The sequence below is a fragment of the Actinoplanes oblitus genome, assembly GCF_030252345.1.
GTDB lineage: Bacteria > Actinomycetota > Actinomycetes > Mycobacteriales > Micromonosporaceae > Actinoplanes > Actinoplanes oblitus.
Genome location: NZ_CP126980.1, coordinates 5442357 through 5457671 on the forward strand (window position 1 = coordinate 5442357; position 15315 = coordinate 5457671).

16 protein-coding genes and 1 pseudogene are annotated in these 15315 nt (G+C 72.6%); 10 read left to right on the forward strand and 7 right to left on the reverse strand.

Annotated elements, in window-relative coordinates:
• The first annotated feature begins 20 nt into the window (after positions 1-20).
• From Actob_RS24580 to Actob_RS24590, 3 genes are read left to right on the forward strand one after another with little or no spacing between them, the layout of a single operon-like run.
• Positions 21-512 (forward strand): PNPOx family protein, encoded by a 492-nt coding sequence (locus Actob_RS24580; protein WP_284914163.1) that lies wholly within the window; start codon positions 21-23, stop codon positions 510-512.
• A complete protein-coding gene (locus tag Actob_RS24585; protein WP_284914164.1) occupies positions 509-2323 on the forward strand; it encodes a lysophospholipid acyltransferase in 1815 nt (604 codons plus the stop codon). The genes Actob_RS24580 and Actob_RS24585 overlap by 4 nt, the downstream gene beginning before the upstream one ends.
• Positions 2320-3762 carry an HAD-IB family hydrolase gene (locus tag Actob_RS24590; RefSeq protein WP_284914165.1) on the forward strand — a complete coding sequence of 481 codons (1443 nt, stop codon included), beginning with the start codon at positions 2320-2322 and terminating at the stop codon, positions 3760-3762. The genes Actob_RS24585 and Actob_RS24590 overlap by 4 nt, the downstream gene beginning before the upstream one ends.
• 122 nt (positions 3763-3884) lie before the next feature.
• Here Actob_RS24590 and Actob_RS24595 read toward each other — a convergent pair whose 3' ends face one another.
• On the reverse strand, positions 3885-5303 hold the full coding sequence (locus Actob_RS24595) for a WS/DGAT/MGAT family O-acyltransferase (RefSeq protein WP_284914166.1): 1419 nt from the start codon (positions 5301-5303) through the stop codon (positions 3885-3887).
• Between the two features lie 132 nt (positions 5304-5435).
• Between Actob_RS24595 and Actob_RS24600 the strand changes: the two genes are divergently transcribed.
• Together Actob_RS24600 and Actob_RS24605 are read left to right on the forward strand one after the other, a co-directional pair.
• Positions 5436-6374 carry a patatin-like phospholipase family protein gene (locus Actob_RS24600; protein WP_284914167.1) on the forward strand — a complete coding sequence of 313 codons (939 nt, stop codon included), beginning with the start codon at positions 5436-5438 and terminating at the stop codon, positions 6372-6374.
• Between the two features lie 12 nt (positions 6375-6386).
• Positions 6387-6776, forward strand: coding sequence for a helix-turn-helix domain-containing protein (locus Actob_RS24605; protein ID WP_284914168.1), 390 nt, complete (start codon positions 6387-6389; stop codon positions 6774-6776).
• 25 nt (positions 6777-6801) lie between these two features.
• Here Actob_RS24605 and Actob_RS24610 read toward each other — a convergent pair whose 3' ends face one another.
• Both Actob_RS24610 and Actob_RS24615 read right to left on the reverse strand, forming a co-directional pair.
• Complete coding sequence (locus tag Actob_RS24610; protein ID WP_284914169.1) at positions 6802-7068, reverse strand: hypothetical protein; 267 nt, start codon at positions 7066-7068, stop codon at positions 6802-6804.
• Between the two features lie 56 nt (positions 7069-7124).
• Positions 7125-8174 carry a zinc-dependent alcohol dehydrogenase family protein gene (locus tag Actob_RS24615; protein WP_284914170.1) on the reverse strand — a complete coding sequence of 350 codons (1050 nt, stop codon included), beginning with the start codon at positions 8172-8174 and terminating at the stop codon, positions 7125-7127.
• Positions 8175-8430: 256 nt separating this feature from the next.
• Between Actob_RS24615 and Actob_RS24620 the strand changes: the two genes are divergently transcribed.
• Positions 8431-9291, forward strand: a complete 861-nt coding sequence (locus Actob_RS24620) for a universal stress protein (RefSeq protein ID WP_284914171.1) — start codon at positions 8431-8433, stop codon at positions 9289-9291.
• A 279-nt stretch (positions 9292-9570) separates the two neighbouring features.
• Here Actob_RS24620 and Actob_RS24625 read toward each other — a convergent pair whose 3' ends face one another.
• Positions 9571-10146 (reverse strand): TetR/AcrR family transcriptional regulator, encoded by a 576-nt coding sequence (locus Actob_RS24625; RefSeq protein WP_284914172.1) that lies wholly within the window; start codon positions 10144-10146, stop codon positions 9571-9573.
• 61 nt (positions 10147-10207) lie between these two features.
• Here Actob_RS24625 and Actob_RS24630 point away from each other — a divergent pair, with 61 nt between their 5' ends.
• The 3 genes from Actob_RS24630 to Actob_RS24640 are packed head-to-tail and all read left to right on the forward strand — an operon-like array spanning position 10208 to position 12212.
• Positions 10208-11407 carry an FAD-dependent monooxygenase gene (locus tag Actob_RS24630; protein WP_284914173.1) on the forward strand — a complete coding sequence of 400 codons (1200 nt, stop codon included), beginning with the start codon at positions 10208-10210 and terminating at the stop codon, positions 11405-11407.
• Positions 11404-11898 carry an LIC_13387 family protein gene (locus Actob_RS24635; protein WP_284914174.1) on the forward strand — a complete coding sequence of 165 codons (495 nt, stop codon included), beginning with the start codon at positions 11404-11406 and terminating at the stop codon, positions 11896-11898. The genes Actob_RS24630 and Actob_RS24635 overlap by 4 nt, the downstream gene beginning before the upstream one ends.
• On the forward strand, positions 11895-12212 hold the full coding sequence (locus Actob_RS24640) for a putative quinol monooxygenase (protein WP_284914175.1): 318 nt from the start codon (positions 11895-11897) through the stop codon (positions 12210-12212). Before Actob_RS24635 ends, Actob_RS24640 begins: the two co-directional genes overlap by 4 nt.
• Before the next feature lie 190 nt (positions 12213-12402).
• On the opposite strand, the gene Actob_RS24645 is transcribed toward Actob_RS24640, so the two are convergent.
• Positions 12403-13407 (reverse strand): glycoside hydrolase family 5 protein, encoded by a 1005-nt coding sequence (locus Actob_RS24645; protein ID WP_284922380.1) that lies wholly within the window; start codon positions 13405-13407, stop codon positions 12403-12405.
• On the opposite strand from Actob_RS24645, the gene Actob_RS24650 reads away from it, so the two are divergent.
• On the forward strand, positions 13385-13657 hold the full coding sequence (locus tag Actob_RS24650) for a hypothetical protein (protein WP_284922551.1): 273 nt from the start codon (positions 13385-13387) through the stop codon (positions 13655-13657). The two genes, Actob_RS24645 and Actob_RS24650, sit on opposite strands and share 23 nt — an antisense overlap.
• Here the strand turns inward: Actob_RS24650 and Actob_RS24655 are convergent.
• Together Actob_RS24655 and Actob_RS24660 are read right to left on the reverse strand one after the other, a co-directional pair.
• Positions 13573-14043: pseudogene (locus tag Actob_RS24655) on the reverse strand (cellulose binding domain-containing protein); the annotation flags it as partial. The gene Actob_RS24650 and the pseudogene Actob_RS24655 sit on opposite strands and share 85 nt — an antisense overlap.
• A gap of 116 nt (positions 14044-14159) precedes the next feature.
• Entirely contained in the window at positions 14160-15221 is a 1062-nt protein-coding gene (locus tag Actob_RS24660; RefSeq protein ID WP_284914176.1) for a hypothetical protein, read from the reverse strand.
• Between the last annotated feature and the right edge of the window lie 94 nt (positions 15222-15315).

Sequence of the window (15315 nt, forward strand, 5' to 3'; positions counted from 1 at the left end):
GACGGATAGGGAGGTCTATGATGTCCGCTCCGAGCGCACAGCAGATCTGGAAGACCCTGGCCCGCCACTCCTTCGCGGTGCTCAGCCACGTGACGCCGGCCGGGGAGCCCCGCTCGAGCGGGGTGGTTTACACCATCGACGGCGACCGGATGTTCGTGGTGGTCGCCAAGGACAGTTGGAAGGCCCGGCACATCGCGGCCGGCCGGCGGGTCGCGGTGACCGTGCCGGTCCGGCGCGGTGGCCTGCTGTCGCTGGTGGCGCCGATCCCACCGGCCACCGTCAGCTTCCCGGCCGTGGCTCTCGTCCATCCCGGCGACATCCTGGCCGGAATGCCCCGGCTCGCCGCCCTGATCCCGCCCGCGCGGCGGGCCACCTGCACGGTGCTGGAGCTGCGGCCGGTGGGCCACTACGTCACCTATGGCATCGAGGTGCCGCTGCTGAGCATGCGTGACCCGGCCCGGGCCCGGGCGCGGGTCGCGGTCCCCGACGACATGCGGGAGCGACAGCCATGATCACCGAGATTCTGGACCGGGCCGGCGTGACCGCCGACCCCGCGGAGGTCCGGCAACTGCTGACCACGCCCGCCTTCACCGCCCAGGTCGACGCCCTGGCAGCGACGCTCGGGCGCGATCCGCGGCAGGTGCGGACCGAGGCCGCCGGGTATCTGCGCGAGATGGGCGCCACGCACACCCGGCGCGCGGTGGACGACTGGGGACGGATGAGCCGCTGGCTGACCCGCGCCCACGATCTGGTGCTGGATCCGGAGCAGCTGCGCCGGCTCCGGGTGCTCGATCGCACCCAGTCGCTGCTGTTCCCGTTCTCGCACCGGTCGTACCTGGACGGCATCACGGTGCCGGCCGCCGTGTCGCGCGGCGGCATCTCGCCGTCGTTCGTGCTGGCCGGCGCGAACCTCGACGTGTTCCCGTTCAACCACCTGCTGCGCCACTCCGGGTTCGTCTACGTCCGCCGGTCCACCGCCGACCTGCCCGTCTACCGGCTGGTGCTGCGCGCCTACCTGGCCGAACTGCTCCGCAACCGGCGCAACCTGTGCTGGTCGATCGAGGGCGGCCGGACCCGGACCGGCAAGTTGCGCCCGCCGACGTACGGCGTGCTGCACTACCTCGTCGACGCGCTCGACGCCGAGCCCGGCAGGCGGGCGCTGATCGTCCCGGTGTCCATCGTCTACGAGCAGCTGCACGAGGTCCGGTTGATGACCGACGAGGCACGCGGGATGCGCAAGCACCCCGAGGATCTGCGCTGGCTGTGGAACTTCGGCCGCTCCCAGCGGGAGCGGTTCGGCCGGGCCTACCTGGAGTTCGGAGACCCCATCCCGCTGCGGGACCGGCTCGCCGAGCTGCGCGCCGGCGACCCCGCCGGAACCCATGTCGTGGAGCGGGTCGCACTGGAGACCTCGCACCGGATCAACCGGGCCACCCCGGTGACCACCACGGCGGTGGTGTGTCTGGCGCTGCTGGCCGCCGACCGGGCCCTCACCCTGGACGAGGTGCTGACCACCGTCGCCCCGCTGGCGCGGTACCTCATCCGGCGCGGCCGGCCGGTGGCCGGCGCGGCGAACCTGACCGACCGGGCCACCATCCGGCGCACCCTGGACGACCTGGTCCGCTCCGGCGTGCTCGCCGGCTACGACGAGGGCACCGACACGATCTGGCGGATCGCGCCCGGCCAGCATCTGGTCGCCGCGTTCTACCGCAACAACGCGGTGCACGTGCTGGTGAACCGGGCGATCGGCGAACTGGGCCTGGCGGCTGCGGCGGAGGGGGGCGAGAACGGGCTGCGCACCGCGCACCGGGAAACCCTGCGGCTGCGCGAACTGCTCAAATTCGACTTCTTCTTCCCGTCGCGCGCCGAGTTCGCCGAGGAGATGACCACCGAGCTGGCCCTGGCCGACCCGGGCCAGGCAGCCGGGCTGCACGAGTTCACCCCGGCCGAGGCCCGCGGCTGGCTGGAACACACCCGGCCGCTGGTCGCGCACCTGGTGCTGCGCCCCTTCCTGGACGCCTATCACGTGGTCGCCGACCGGCTCGACGCCACCGACGAGTCCGAGCCGTTCGACGAGGAGCGCTTCCTGACCGAATGCCTGCGCGTCGGCAGGCAGTGGGCTCTGCAGAAGCGCCTGGCGAGTGAGGAGTCGGTGTCGCTGGAGCTGTTCAGGCCGGCGCTACGGCTGGCCCGGCACCGCGACCTGGTCGAGTCCACCTCGCCCGGCCTGGCGAAGCGGCGCGCCGACTTCCTGGCCGAGGTCCACGAGACGGTCCGGCTGGTGAACGTGATCGCCGCCCTCGCCGATCAGGACCGGTCATGAACGTCACCGCCGCCGACGTGATGGAGGCCGTCCGCAGCGGACCGGGCGGGCCACGGATCGGCGCCTTCTTCGACCTCGACGGCACCCTGGTGCGCGGCTACACGGTGGCCGCCCTCTACCAGGACCGGATCCGCCGCTGTCAGGCCGGACCGGCGGAGCTGGCCCGGGTGCTGCTCGCCGCGGTCGACGGCATGGCCCGCGACGGCGACCCCGAGGCGATCGGCCGGGCCGGTCTCGCCACGCTGCGCGGCATGCGGGCCGACGAGGTGGCGGCGATCGGGCAGCGGGTGTTCGCCGAGCGGATCGCCGGCGCGATCCGGCCGGAGGCCCGCGACCTCGTGCGGGCGCACCTGCGGCGCGGGCACACCGTCGCGGTGGCGTCCTCGGCGACCCGCCCGCAGATCGAACCGCTGGCCCGCGACCTGGGCATCCCGCACATCATCTGCACCGAGTTGGAGCAGAGCGACGGCGTCTACACCGGCCGCGGCACCACGGATCTGGTGTGTGGCGAGCGCAAGGCCGCGGCGGTGCGGGCGTTCGCCCGCGGCGCACGGATCAATTTGCGACAGAGCTTCGGGTACGCCAACGGCGCCGAAGATCTCGCGTTCCTCACCTCGGTCGGCCGGCCGTACCCGCTGAACCCGCACCCGGCGCTGACCGAGGCCGCCGCCGAGCGCGACTGGCCGGTGCTGACGCTGCGCGAGCCGAAGTCACCGACCCTGTGGGCCGGGCTCGGCACGCTCGGCGCGCTGACCGGGGTCAACGTGGCGCTGGGCGTGGGGATGGCCTACGGCCTGCTGTCCGGTGACCGGCGGCGGGGCATGAACCTCGGCATCGAGCTGGCGGTGGACACCGGGCTCGCGCTGGCCGGGGTGAAACTGAACGTGACCGGCGCGGAGCACATCGATCGGGCCCGCCCGGCGGTGTTCGTCGCCAACCACCAGAGCACCCTGGACGTGCTGGTGCTGGGCGCGCTGCTGCGGCACGACTTCACCGCGGTGGCCAAGCGGGAAGCCCGGTTCGACCCGCGGATGCTGGTGATCGGCACGATCCTGAACCCGGCGTGGATCGACCGTGCCAACCTGGCGAACGCCAAGCACACCCTGGAGCAGGCGGTGGACCGGCTGCGTGGCGGGACGTCGATCCTGGTGCTGCCCGAAGGCACCCGGATGCCGACGCCCCGGCTGGGCCGGTTCAAGAAGGGCGCGTTCCACCTGGCCATGCAGGCCGGCGTCCCGATCGTGCCGATCGTGCTGCGCAACACCGGCGAGCTGGCCTGGCGCCGCTCGCTGCTGGTCCACCCCGGAACCGTCGACGTCGCGGTGCTGGACCCGATCCCCACCACCGGCTGGACCGTGGACGAGCTGGACAAGCGGATCGCCGAGCTGCGTGACCGGTTCGCCGATACCCTGGCGAACTGGCCGGTCAGCGGCGGGTAGCACGCGGCGGCGGCGGGTAGCACGCGGCGGAGGCCGGCCTCCGCCGCGTCTTCGGCCGCCTCGCCGTGATGCCGCGCGCGGCATCACGGCGAGGGGTCGACGTCGTCGGCCCCGTCCCGTGGTCAGGCCGGCTTGCGGGCCGCTGCCGCGTCCCGCCGGCGTCGCGGCCGCTTGGCCCGCGCCCGGTGCAGCGCGTCCAGTTCCGCGGCCAGCCAGCCGGCGAGGTCGTCGGCCTCCGGAACCGAGGCGTAGTCGGTGGTGATCCCGAAGGCGGCCTGATCGGTGTAGGTGAAGGCGGCCACCCCGACGCGCATCCGCTCGCCGATCGGCACGTACGGCAGGATCTCGCGGATCGGGCGGCCCAGGATGTAGAGCGGCTTGCGGGGACCGGGCACGTTGGTGGTCACGGCGGAGAGGGCGCGCTGCGGCAGGCGCAACGCGGTACGGACGACCAGCGACACCACGCCGAACGGCTCGTTGTCGGCCAGCTCGACGATGCCGCTGACGGCCTCCACCTCGTGGGCGGCGCGCAGCTCGGCGATGCGCTGGTGCACCGCGGCCAGCCGGGCCAGCGGGTCGTCGAACTCCACCGGCAACTGCACCAGCAGTGAGGCGAGCCGGTTGTCCAGCTGGTTCCGCTGGTCGGTGCGGCGCATGCTGACCGGAACGAGGGTGCGCACCGCGAACGGATCGGCCTGCTCGCCGCGGGCCAGCAGCAGCCGGCGCAGGGCGCCGGCGACAGCGGCCAGATAGACGTCGTTGACCGTGACACCGTGCGCGTGCGCGGTCTCGACGAGCCGGGCCAGCGGGACCCGGGCCAGGGCGTACCGGCGGGCCTGGCCGATCGGGCCGAGCAGCGGGGTGGGGGTGGCCGGGACGAAGCCCTCGGCCAGCACCACCAGCCCACTAGCCACCTCGGCGGCGGCGGCCGGGGTACGCAGCAGGCCGACCAGCATCCGGGCCTGGTCGTAGGGGAACCGCAGCAGGCTGGTCAGGGTGCCCAGGGACAGGTCGAGCCCGGGACCGGGCGGGGCCGGCGTCCAGTCGTCGGTGACCGGCGGGCGCGGCTCCGGGCCGGTGTCGCAGATCAGCCGGTACAGCTCGTTGCCGGAGACGCCGTCGACCATGCAGTGGTGCACCTTGGACAGCAGCGCCCAGCGGCCGCCGGCCAGCCCCTCGATGACCCAGTCCTCCCAGAGCGGGCGTTCCCGGTCCAGCCGCTGGCTCATCACCCGGCCGATCAGGGTGGCCAGCTCGCCGTCGCCGCCCGGCGCGGGCAGGGCGGTGCGTCGCAGGTGGAACCCGAGGTCGAACTCCGGGTCGTCGGTCCAGACCGGGCGGCCCAGGTTGAACGGCATCCGGCGGACCTTCTGCCGGTAGCGTGGCACCAGTGGCAGCCGGCCGCGGATCGCCGCGGTGAACTCCTCCTGGCTCGGCGCCGGCCCGTCCAGCACGGCCACCGAGGAGATCGCGAGCGATGCGTGTGGATCCTGGTCCTCGGCGTCCAGGAAGGACGCGTCCAACGGGCTCAGATAGTCCATGACACTCCCCTTTGCATCGCTCTGGGTCGCTATCTCTTCACGATGTCGCCAGGCGTCCTCTTCTCGGCAGGGCCGGACGCCCCCTCTTGGCGGGCGAGGCGTGCAACCATGGGAGGCACAGGGGTGGGACGCATGGTGACTGAGAAACGGGTGGCCCTGGTGCTGGGGGCCGGAGGCACGCTGGGCGCGGCCTGGATGATCGGCGGCCTCGCCGCGGTTCAGGAGCGCGTCGGGCGGCCGCTGGCCGACGTGGACACCATCATCGGGACCAGCGCCGGCAGCGTGGTGGCGGCTGCCCTGCGGCACGGGTCCCGCCCGGACGACCTGGTGGCGCATCAGCTGGGCGCCGGTGACGCGACGGTGCCGGGCACCGACGAGTTCGAGCGCGACTCGGGAATCCGGCCGTCGGCGCCGCGCTGGCGGCTGGGGTCGCCGCGGATGCTGGCGACCGCCGCGCTGGCCCCGCACAGCGTGCACCCGCGCGTGCTGGCCTCCGCGCTGCTGCCCGAGGGCCGCTGCGAGCACCACTCGGTCCGCCGGTACGTGCAGGCGCTGGCCGGCGACGTCCCGGACCGGTGGCCGCGGCACCACACCTGGATCGTCGGGGTGGACTACGAAGCCGGCCGGCGCATCGTCTTCGGCCGCGCCGGCAGCCCGCCGGCACCGCTGGCGGACGCGGTGGTCGCCTCCTGTTCGATCCCCGGCTGGCACCGCCCGGCGGTGATCGGCGGCCGCCGGTACGTCGACGGCGGGGTGCGTTCGATCGCCTCGGTCGACCTGCTGTGCTCCGAGCCGTACGACGAGGTGTACGTGCTCGCCCCGATGGCCAGCTTCGAGACCGACCGGCCGCGCCACCCGGCGATACGCGCCGAGCGGATGGTTCGCCAGTTGCTCGCCGCCGAGCTGCGCCGCGACGTGGCCAAGGTGGAGCGCACCGGCGCCCGGGTCACCGTCCTGACCCCGGGCCCGGCGGATCTCGACGCGATCGGCGGCAACCTGATGGACGGGCGGCGACGCGCCGACGTGCTGCGGACCGCCCAGCGGACCATCCCGGCGGCGCTGACCGCTTAAGCTGCGAGAACTATGGCGGAGCAGGACACCCCGGTGACGCTCGGGGAGATCATCCGGAGGCAGCGCGAGCTGGCCGAGCTGTCGATGCGGCAGCTGGCCTCCATGGTGGGCATCTCGAACCCGTACCTGTCGCAGATCGAGCGGGGCCTGCGCGCCCCGTCCGAGCGGGTGCTGCACGCGATCGCCGGATCCCTGCGGACCACTGCCGACGCGCTGATGGCGGAGGCCGGGCCGACCGAGCCCGGTCCGCCGGCGGTGCTCGCCGCCATCGCCGCCGACCCGAACCTGACCGCGCGGCAACGCCAGGCGCTCGGCGAGGTGTACGCGGCGATGGCCGAGGCGACGATCGCCCGGCGTGGCCGGGAACGCCGGGCCGGGAACGGTGAGCGGCCCGGGGCCTGAGCCCCGGGCCGGTGTGGACGGATGCCTACCGCAGGATCTGGCGCGCCGTGCGGATGTAGGCCGCGCCGACGTCCTCGATGAGTCCGGCGCTCACGGTGAGCGCGTTCTTCGCCCACGGGTACGGCGTGATCTTCGCGGCGTCCTTCTCGAACGCGACGATGTCGGCGATCCCGCGCTCGTAGACGTTCACCGCGAGCGTGCCGATCTCACGGCCGTACGCACGCCGCTTCTCCGCGGCGGGCGCCGCCTTGGGCGTCTCGGCCTTGGTGGGCCGGGTGGTCGTGGTGGTCATCGCAACCTCCCTTCTCGACTCTCAATTAGCACGTTAGCCGCGCACTGCTAACACCGTCAGGGCCGTTGGTCCCGACTCAGCAGCACCTTCAACGCGCCGCTGGTCGCCGCGCTCGCGAAGACGTCGTAGGCCCGCTCGAACTCGTCCAGGCCGAACCGGTGCGTGATCATCGTGGACACGTCGAGCTGCCCGGCGACCAGCATGTCCAGCAGCCGGGGCGTCGAGTACGTGTCGACCAGGCCGGTGGTGATCGTGACGTCGCTGCCCCACAGCTCTTCCAGGTGCAGAGTGGCGGGCTTGCCGTGCACGCCGATGTTGGCGATCCGGCCGCCCGGGCGGACCAGCCGCTGGCACATCTCGAAGGTCTCCGGGATGCCCACCGCCTCCATCACGACGTCGGCGCCGAGACCGCCGGTGAGGCCGCGGATCGCGCCGAGCGGCACCCGGTCCGGGGTCATCGTGATGTCGGCGCCCAGGTTCTTGGCCGCCTGCAGCCGGCTCTCGGCCTTGTCGATCGCCACCAGATGCGCCGGGGAGAACAGCTGCGCGGTGCGGATCGCGGCCAGGCCGATCGGTCCAGCGCCGACCACGACCACCGTGTCGCCCGGCCGGACGGCGCCGTTGAGCACCCCGACCTCGTACGCGGTGGGCAGGATGTCGGCCAGCAGCACCGCGGCCTCGTCGGGCAGCTCCCGGGGCAGCTGATGGGTGGACAGGTCGGCGAACGGGATCCGGGCGTACTCGGCCTGCACGCCGTCGATGGTGTGCCCGAGCAGCCAGCCGCCACCGCCGCGGCACTGCCCGTACCGGCCCTCGCGGCAGAACACACAGCTGCCGCAGGCCGAGATGCAGGAGGCGAGCACCCGGTCGCCGGCGCTCAGCCGGCTCACCCCGGTACCGGTCTCCACCACGGTGCCGACCGCCTCGTGCCCGAGGATCCGGCCGGGCCGCACCTCGGGCACGTCACCGCCCAGGATGTGCAGGTCGGTGCCGCAGATGGTGACCGCGTCGACGCGGATCACGGCGTCCCGCGGGTCGCGGATGGTGGGGTCCGGGACCTCCGTCCAGGAACGGGCGCCGGCTCCGTCGTACACAAGGCCCTTCATGGTTTTCTCCTTCTCCGTCGAAGGATCGTGTCCGCCTCAGCGTGCGCCGTCGCGAACCGCACCGACAGGGCCGAATGGCAGCGATCGGGACCTATGACACTGTCCGGCGCGACCCGGCGGAGCGACGCTGGTCTCAGGCGCCTTCCCGCCGCCGGGATCACCGAGGGCGTGGCCGATGAGCCACCAGACCCACCGTCGTCAAGACGGTCACCCGGCGGCGGGGATCCGCCGTGATCACGGCGAAGAGGTGATCTCCGTGCTGCGAAAGATCATCGTGGGGTACGACGGATCGCCCGCCGCCGTCCACGCCCTCACCTGGGCGCTGGACGAGGCGGATCGCACCCGGACCCCGGTGGAACTGCTCCACGCCGACGAACGACCGGTGTGGACGCCGGTCGGCGACTCGCTCGCCGGCCCGGCTCACCCGCGGGATCACCTGGTCGAGGTGGTCGGCGACATGATCGAGCAGGCCCTCATCGAGGCGAAGCTGACCCATCCGACGGTGGACCTGACGGTGAAGCACGTGCGCTCCCTGCCCGCCCAGGCGCTGATCGACCGGTCCCGCCGGGCCCGGCTGGTCGTGGTCGGCGGGCGCGGGCACAGCGCGGTGGCCGATCTGCTCGGCTCGGTCAGCTCCGCGGTCAGCGCGCACGCGCACTGCCCGGTCGTGGTGGTCCGGGGCGCGCCGGCGCCGTACGCCCCGGTGGTCGCCGGCGTGGACGACGCCATGATCGCCTCGCCGGTGCTGAGTCTCGCCGCGGCCCAGGCGACAGCGCACCGGGTGTCGCTGCGGGTGGTCCGGGCCTGGGCGCCACCGACCGGCATCTGGCCCGACGGCCCGGGCCGTCTCGTGCCCGGCTCCGCACGCGAACCGTTCGACTCGCTCGTGACCGACCTGCGCGACGAGTACCCGAATCTCAGGATCGAAGCCGAGGCGGTGGCCGAGCACCCGGCGGCCGCGCTGACCCGGGAGAGCGGCGCCGCGCGGCTGGTGGTGGTCGGCAGCCGTGGCCGGGGCACGGTGCGCGGGCTGGTGCTCGGCTCGGTCAGCCAGCACCTGCTGCGGCACAGCGCCTGCTCGGTCGCCGTCGTCCACGACACCCTGATACCGGTGTGAGCCTCGCTCGGGGATGCCCCTCGGCGGAGCGGGCATCCTGCCCCACCGTGTCGAACGATCCGTCGGGCAGCTCCAGGGCCTGCGCGTCACCGAGGCTCAGCGACACCTGCCGGAGGGTTCGACGGTGCCCGACAGGGCCCGGGCCAGGTCTCGTGGAGTAAGCCGGCGGCGGCAACGGCCGGGGCGCCGCCCGGGACGGTCACCGTCGCGGGTTTGCCTCGGCCCCGAGGTGGAGCGTGGCACGCCCGGGCAACCGCGCCGGCGCTCATCCCGCTGCCCTCACCGGCGTAGTACCGCGGCGACCAGGCTGTCGGCGGCGGCGTGCAGGTCCGCGGCGTCCACCGGGCTGCCCGCGTGGACCCCGGCGATGTTGTCGAAGAGGATCCCGTCGATGCAGGCGACCAACCAGTTCGCTTGGCGAGCCGGGTCGGCGGCGCCCAGTTCGGTGAGGATCACCGCGATGCGCCGGCGCAGCTCGCCGCCGGAACGGCGCAGTTCGGCGGCGACCTCGGGGCGGCGCACCGACTCCAGGGTGAGTTCGTAGCGGGCCAGGTGGCGTTGCCGGCCGGCGGTCAGCCACCGGTGCAGGATCGCGGCGACGGATCCGGTCAGCGCGGCGGGATCGGCCGCCTTGATCATGGCCGTCAGCGCGTCCAGCTCCGCGTAGTCCGCCTCGACCAGCCGCTCCACGCAGGCGCTCAACAGGGCCGCGCGGGAGCGGTAATAGTACGACGTGGAGCCGGGCGGCAGGCCGGCGGCGGTGTCCACCGCACGGTGCGTCAGGCCCCGCGAGCCGTGCTCGGCCAGCACGTCGAGGGCGGCGTCGGCGACGAGGCGGTGCCGGGCGGAGATCATGACCACACTCTACCCATGTAGAGATTGCCACCACTCCCTCTACAGCTGTAGCGTCGCCTCTATGGATGTAGAGAGAAGGCCGTCGGCAGTAGTCGCCGGTGGCGGCATCGGCGGGCTGACCGCCGCCATCGCGCTGCACCGCGCGGGATGGACGGTGGCGGTCCACGAACGGTCCGCCACCAGGCAGCAGATCGGCGCGGGGCTGATCCTCTGGCCGAACGCGGTGCGGGCCCTGCACACCCTGGGACTCGCCGAGGCGCTGCGGTCCCGGGCGGTGGCACTGGCCGGTTCCGGGGTGCGCCGGCCCGACGGGCGATGGCTGTCGCGCACGAGCGCCGATCAGATGGTCGCCCGGTACGGTCTCCCCCAGCTGGCCCTCACCCGCGCCGGCCTGGCGGAGCTGCTCACCGCCGCGCTGCCGCCCGGCTGCCTGCGGCTGGGCGAGACGGTCACCGGCGTCGACGCCGGTGACCCCGACCGGCAGGCGAGCGTCCGCTGCGGCGACCGGCTCGTCCCCGCCGATCTCGTCGTCGCGGCCGACGGGGTCAACTCCCGGCTGCGCCAGACGTTCTGGCCGGCCCAGCCGCCGGCGGAGTTCCGCGGCTACGTCGCCTGGCGGGCACTGGTGCGCTTCCCGGCAGCGGAGATCGACGGGGCCGGCGAGACCTGGGGGCGCGGGGAACGCTTCGGCGTCGTACCGATCGGCCCCGATCTGGTCTATCTGTACGCCACCGCGAACACCACCGCCCGCGAGCCCGGCACGGCGGAGCTGGCCGGCCTGCGCAGCCGGTTCCGGCGCTGGCACGACCCCATCCCGGCCCTGCTCGACGCGATCGAGCCCGGCGACCTGCTGCGCCACGACATCACGGCGGTCCACCCGGCGCTGCCGCGGCTGCACCGCGGCCGGGTCGCGTTGCTCGGCGACGCCGGCCACGCGATGGAACCGAACCTCGGCCAGGGCGCCGGCCTGGCCATCGAGGACGCCGTCGTGCTGGCGCACGCGGTGGCCGACGGCTCGTCGACAGTCGCCGGTCTGGCCCGGTACGACCGGGCCCGGACCGGCCGTGTCACCGGCCTCGCCCGGCAGTCGCGCCTGCTAGGCCGGCTCACGCAGAGCTCCTCGGCCGCCGTCACGGCGCTGCGCGACCTCACCGTACGCCTGACTCCGGACCGTCTCGGGATGCGCGGGTTCGACGCCGCCGCCGGCTGGCACCCACCGGCACCGCGACCCGCGCCCGCCATGCCGGAGGAGCGGGCATGACCGTGCACAGCTCGCTCGCGCGTCGCCGGGCCTGCGCCGCCGGGGCCTGGTCCCTGGTGGTCGCCGGCGCCGTGCACGCGGCCGTCGTCGCCGCCGGCACCGCCGCCCCGGTGCCGGCCGCCGAACGAGCCGCCCGCGAGGCGATGGCCACCACCCACGTCGCCATCGCCGGACTCGACCGCACCATGTGGCAGCTCTTCACCGGGTTCAGCCTGACGATGGCACTGTTCATCTTCGGTCTGGGAGCGCTGAACCTGTTGGTGCTGCGCCGGGCCCCGCACCTGTTCCTCGGCAGCCGGGCCGCGCTCCTGCTCAACCTCGGCATCGCGCTCCCGGCACTCGTACTGTCGATCCTGCTCTTCCCTCCCCCGCCGATCCTGTTCCTCGGCGTGAGCTGTGCGGCGTTCGGTTACGCTCTCGCCCGGCCCTCCGCGCTGACACCCGCTCGACCGAGCGGTTACCGGGACGGCCCACGTGGAGGTGTCCGGTGAGCGAGGCATTCGGTCTGGTGGTGCGCTTCACGCTGCGCGACCCGCGAGCGGCAGCGGGGTTCGACGCGCTGACCGAGCTGACCCTGCGCGGGATCACCTCGACGGAACCCGGCACGCTGACCTATCTCGTGCACACCGTCCCGGACGAGCCACTCGTCAGAATCTTCTACGAGCTGTACGCGGATCGGGAAGCCTTCGACGTCCACGAGCGGCAGCCGCACACCCGGCACTTCCTCGCCGAGCGGGAGCAGTACCTCGCTGGGGTCGAGGTCACCTGGCTACGGGGCGGGACCGGAAAGCCGGCCACGCGGTGACCGGGCGAATGACAGACGAATGGGAACGCCACCGCGCCGTGCTCAGACTCCGATCCCGGCGGCGTCGAGCGCCGGCCGTGGTGCCCGTCGCCAAGGCCTCGATCTGATCGCACTCGAGAGCGGACCCGGTACCGCCGATGCGCGTCCTCCGGCCGGCCACCCGCTGCTGGGTGACCGGCCGAAGGATCCGTCATGCGTACGGGTCACGGGCCAGTAGCTGGGCCTTGTAGCCTTCGCCGACGCCCGGCTCCGGTGTGCCGTCGTAGCTCTTGATGAGCACAGCTCCGGTGGTGCAGCCCCAAGCGTTCCACGTCCAGGCCAGGTACGAGACGCCGTGCTCGTCCGCCCAGTTCGCCAACGTCTGCATGTAATCGAATCCACAGCCTTCCTGGCCGAACTCGCCGAGGACGATCGGCACCTGCTGCGCGACCGGGGCGACCTGGCTATCCCAGCAGGACACTGACGCGCAGGCGTTGTTGCTGTACGCGTGCCACGAGGCGGCCAGGTTGTGCAGCGGATCGGTTGGCTCGTATGCCAGCCACTGCCGCAGGTCGTTCGCCCATTCCAGCCCACCGATCATGAGGATGTTGGTCGCGCCGGTCGCCCGCACCGCGTCCACCAGGTCCTGCATGCCGGCTACCTCGTAGGGGATGCCGGTGCACATGCCGCCGTCGCGCAGGCACTGCCAGGCCAATGTCTTGTCCCAGTCGCTGGCGAGGTCCGGGTACGGCTCGTTGAACAGGTCGAAGACGACCGCGTCGTTGCCCTTGAACGCGTTGGCGACGCCGGTCCAGAACTGCGGGGCGTACTTCGCGTCCGGCATCGGCTTCTGGCAGGTCGCGTGCTCGTCCTTGCAGTGCCAGTCGGGTCCTGTGGTGTAAGCGCCCCAGGTCCAGTGCAGGTCGACGATGGGGGTGATGCCGTTGGCGACCAGCAGGTTCACGTAGTCCTTGATGCCCTGCTGGTACGTGGCGCCGCCGGGGGTTCCGTTGACACCCAGCCAGCACTCCTCGTTGAGCGGAACCCGAACGGCATGAATGTTCCACGTCTTCATCGCGTCGACGGAGGCCTGGTCCACGGGGCTGTTGTCCCAGAGACCCTTGCCCTGAACACAGGCGAACTCGGCGCTGGACCGGTCCACCCCGAGAAGCCGATACGCCCGGCCGTCGGCGGTGACGATCTTGTTGCCCGCCACGTGCAGTTTCGGCGCCGGCCCGCTGGGCGGCGGGGGCGCGGAGGTGCTCGTGCTGGGTGACGGGCTGGTACTGGGACTGGCTGTCGGGCTGGTTACCGCGCCGGTGCAGGGGGTGCCGTTGAGGGCGAACGATGTGGGTACCGGATTGGCGCCGTTCTGCGATCCGATGAATCCGATGGACGTGGACGCGCCGGTGTTCAGTGACCCGTTCCAGGCGAGGTTGGTGGCGGAAACGTGGGCGCCGGACTGAGTCCAGGTGGCGCTCCAGCCGTTGGCGACCTTCTGATCGGCGTTCGGGAAATCGAAGGTCAGGGTCCATCCGGTGACGGCGCTGCCGAGATTGGTGATCGCTACGCTGGTGGTGAACCCGGCTGGCCATTGGCTCTGGACGGTGTACGTGACGGAGCAGCCCGTGGTAGCGGCTGACGCGGGAAGTGTGGCGACTACGATGCCGCCCAGGGCGAGAGCTCCAGCGACGGTGGACGCGAGTAATGCATGACGATGTCTCATCGGATCCTCTTCTTGATCCAGAACGATCGATGGGAGCGCTCCCAAAGTTTGGTGCGAGGATCCGCGGAAGTCAATGCGCGTGGGCGCCCTGTCCAGGGCGACCGGGAGCGAGCGAGACGCAGCCATGGAAAGCTCTGTAGATCCGCCGCGACTCGGCCTGGAGATGGTCGAACTCGACTGACCGGCCGTGCCGTCGCGGCGACCGGCCGGCGGTGACTGAACGGATCACGCCAAGTCAGGAATCACCGCAGGTACCGGCTGGCTCCCGGATCGATAGGCATGGTGATCCGCCCGTTGCGGTCCCACCGCTCCAGCGTCCACCAGTTGCGCTGCTGACGGACAGTCACCTGAACGTTGGTGGATTCACCGTGCCAGGCGGAGCCGCCGATCGAGACACCGAAGCGACTCCGGGCGAGAAGACCGACCTTGGTCAGGGCGGCGCAGGCACGGCACCGGCCGTCCTCGGTCACCACGCAGTCACCGCAGGCCGCGCCCTGACACAGCCGGCACCGGCGAACCGCCTCCGGACAGGAGACACAGGTCGATTGCAGGCAGTGCGTGCACCACTCGAGCACGCCGGCCAGGTGGTGGTTCCGGCAGGGCTGGAGGGTGATGTGTGGCGTCCCCGCCTCGTCCACGAAGTACCCCTGGGTCTGACCCGGCGCCACGTCGTACATGACCGGAACCTGGAAGCCGTCCGGCAGCTGCCAGGTTTCGGCGACACGCAGCCCGACCGCGATGCGGACCACGTCGACCGGTTTGCGGCGCAGCCGCCGCAACAGCGAGGTGGTCAGGTCTTCGGGCAGGTCGAGGGGCGCGGCGGGAGCCTGGGCGGCCGGCGCGCCGACGACGACGCGAGCCTCGGCGGGGTCCATCTCGCCGCCCGGCGGGTGCTCGACGATCCGCGGAACGACGAGCTGCTGGATCCGCTGGGCGTCATGGACGTGGATGCCGGTGAAATTCTCCCGATGGGTCGCGGCAGTGACGTCGGCCAGGCGCCCCGGGTCCAGCAGGCTGGCCCCGATCATGCCGCGGTTCATGTCGTCCGGCGACTTGCTCAGCCCATGCCAGGCGGGCCGGCCGCCGTCACGCCGGACGCCCAGCTGAGCATGCCGGCCCACCCGGGCCAGGACCGCTTCCCACTCACCGAGTTGCGCGTACGCGACGATCTCCGGATCCGGCTGCCAATCCCGCGCCGCCCAGTCCACTGGCGCCGTCGGCTCGCGCCAATCAGCGACGGTCTCACCGTGGACGATGCCGCGCTCGTCGATCCCGGTCTCGTCGTCGAGATGCAGGCGGCTCACGTATCCGATCTTACTCGGCCGTCTCGGCGCCCCCTCGGGCTTCGGCTCGTCCACAGGCGCTCCCCCCATCGGGCCAGTGGCAGGCGAGGACGGC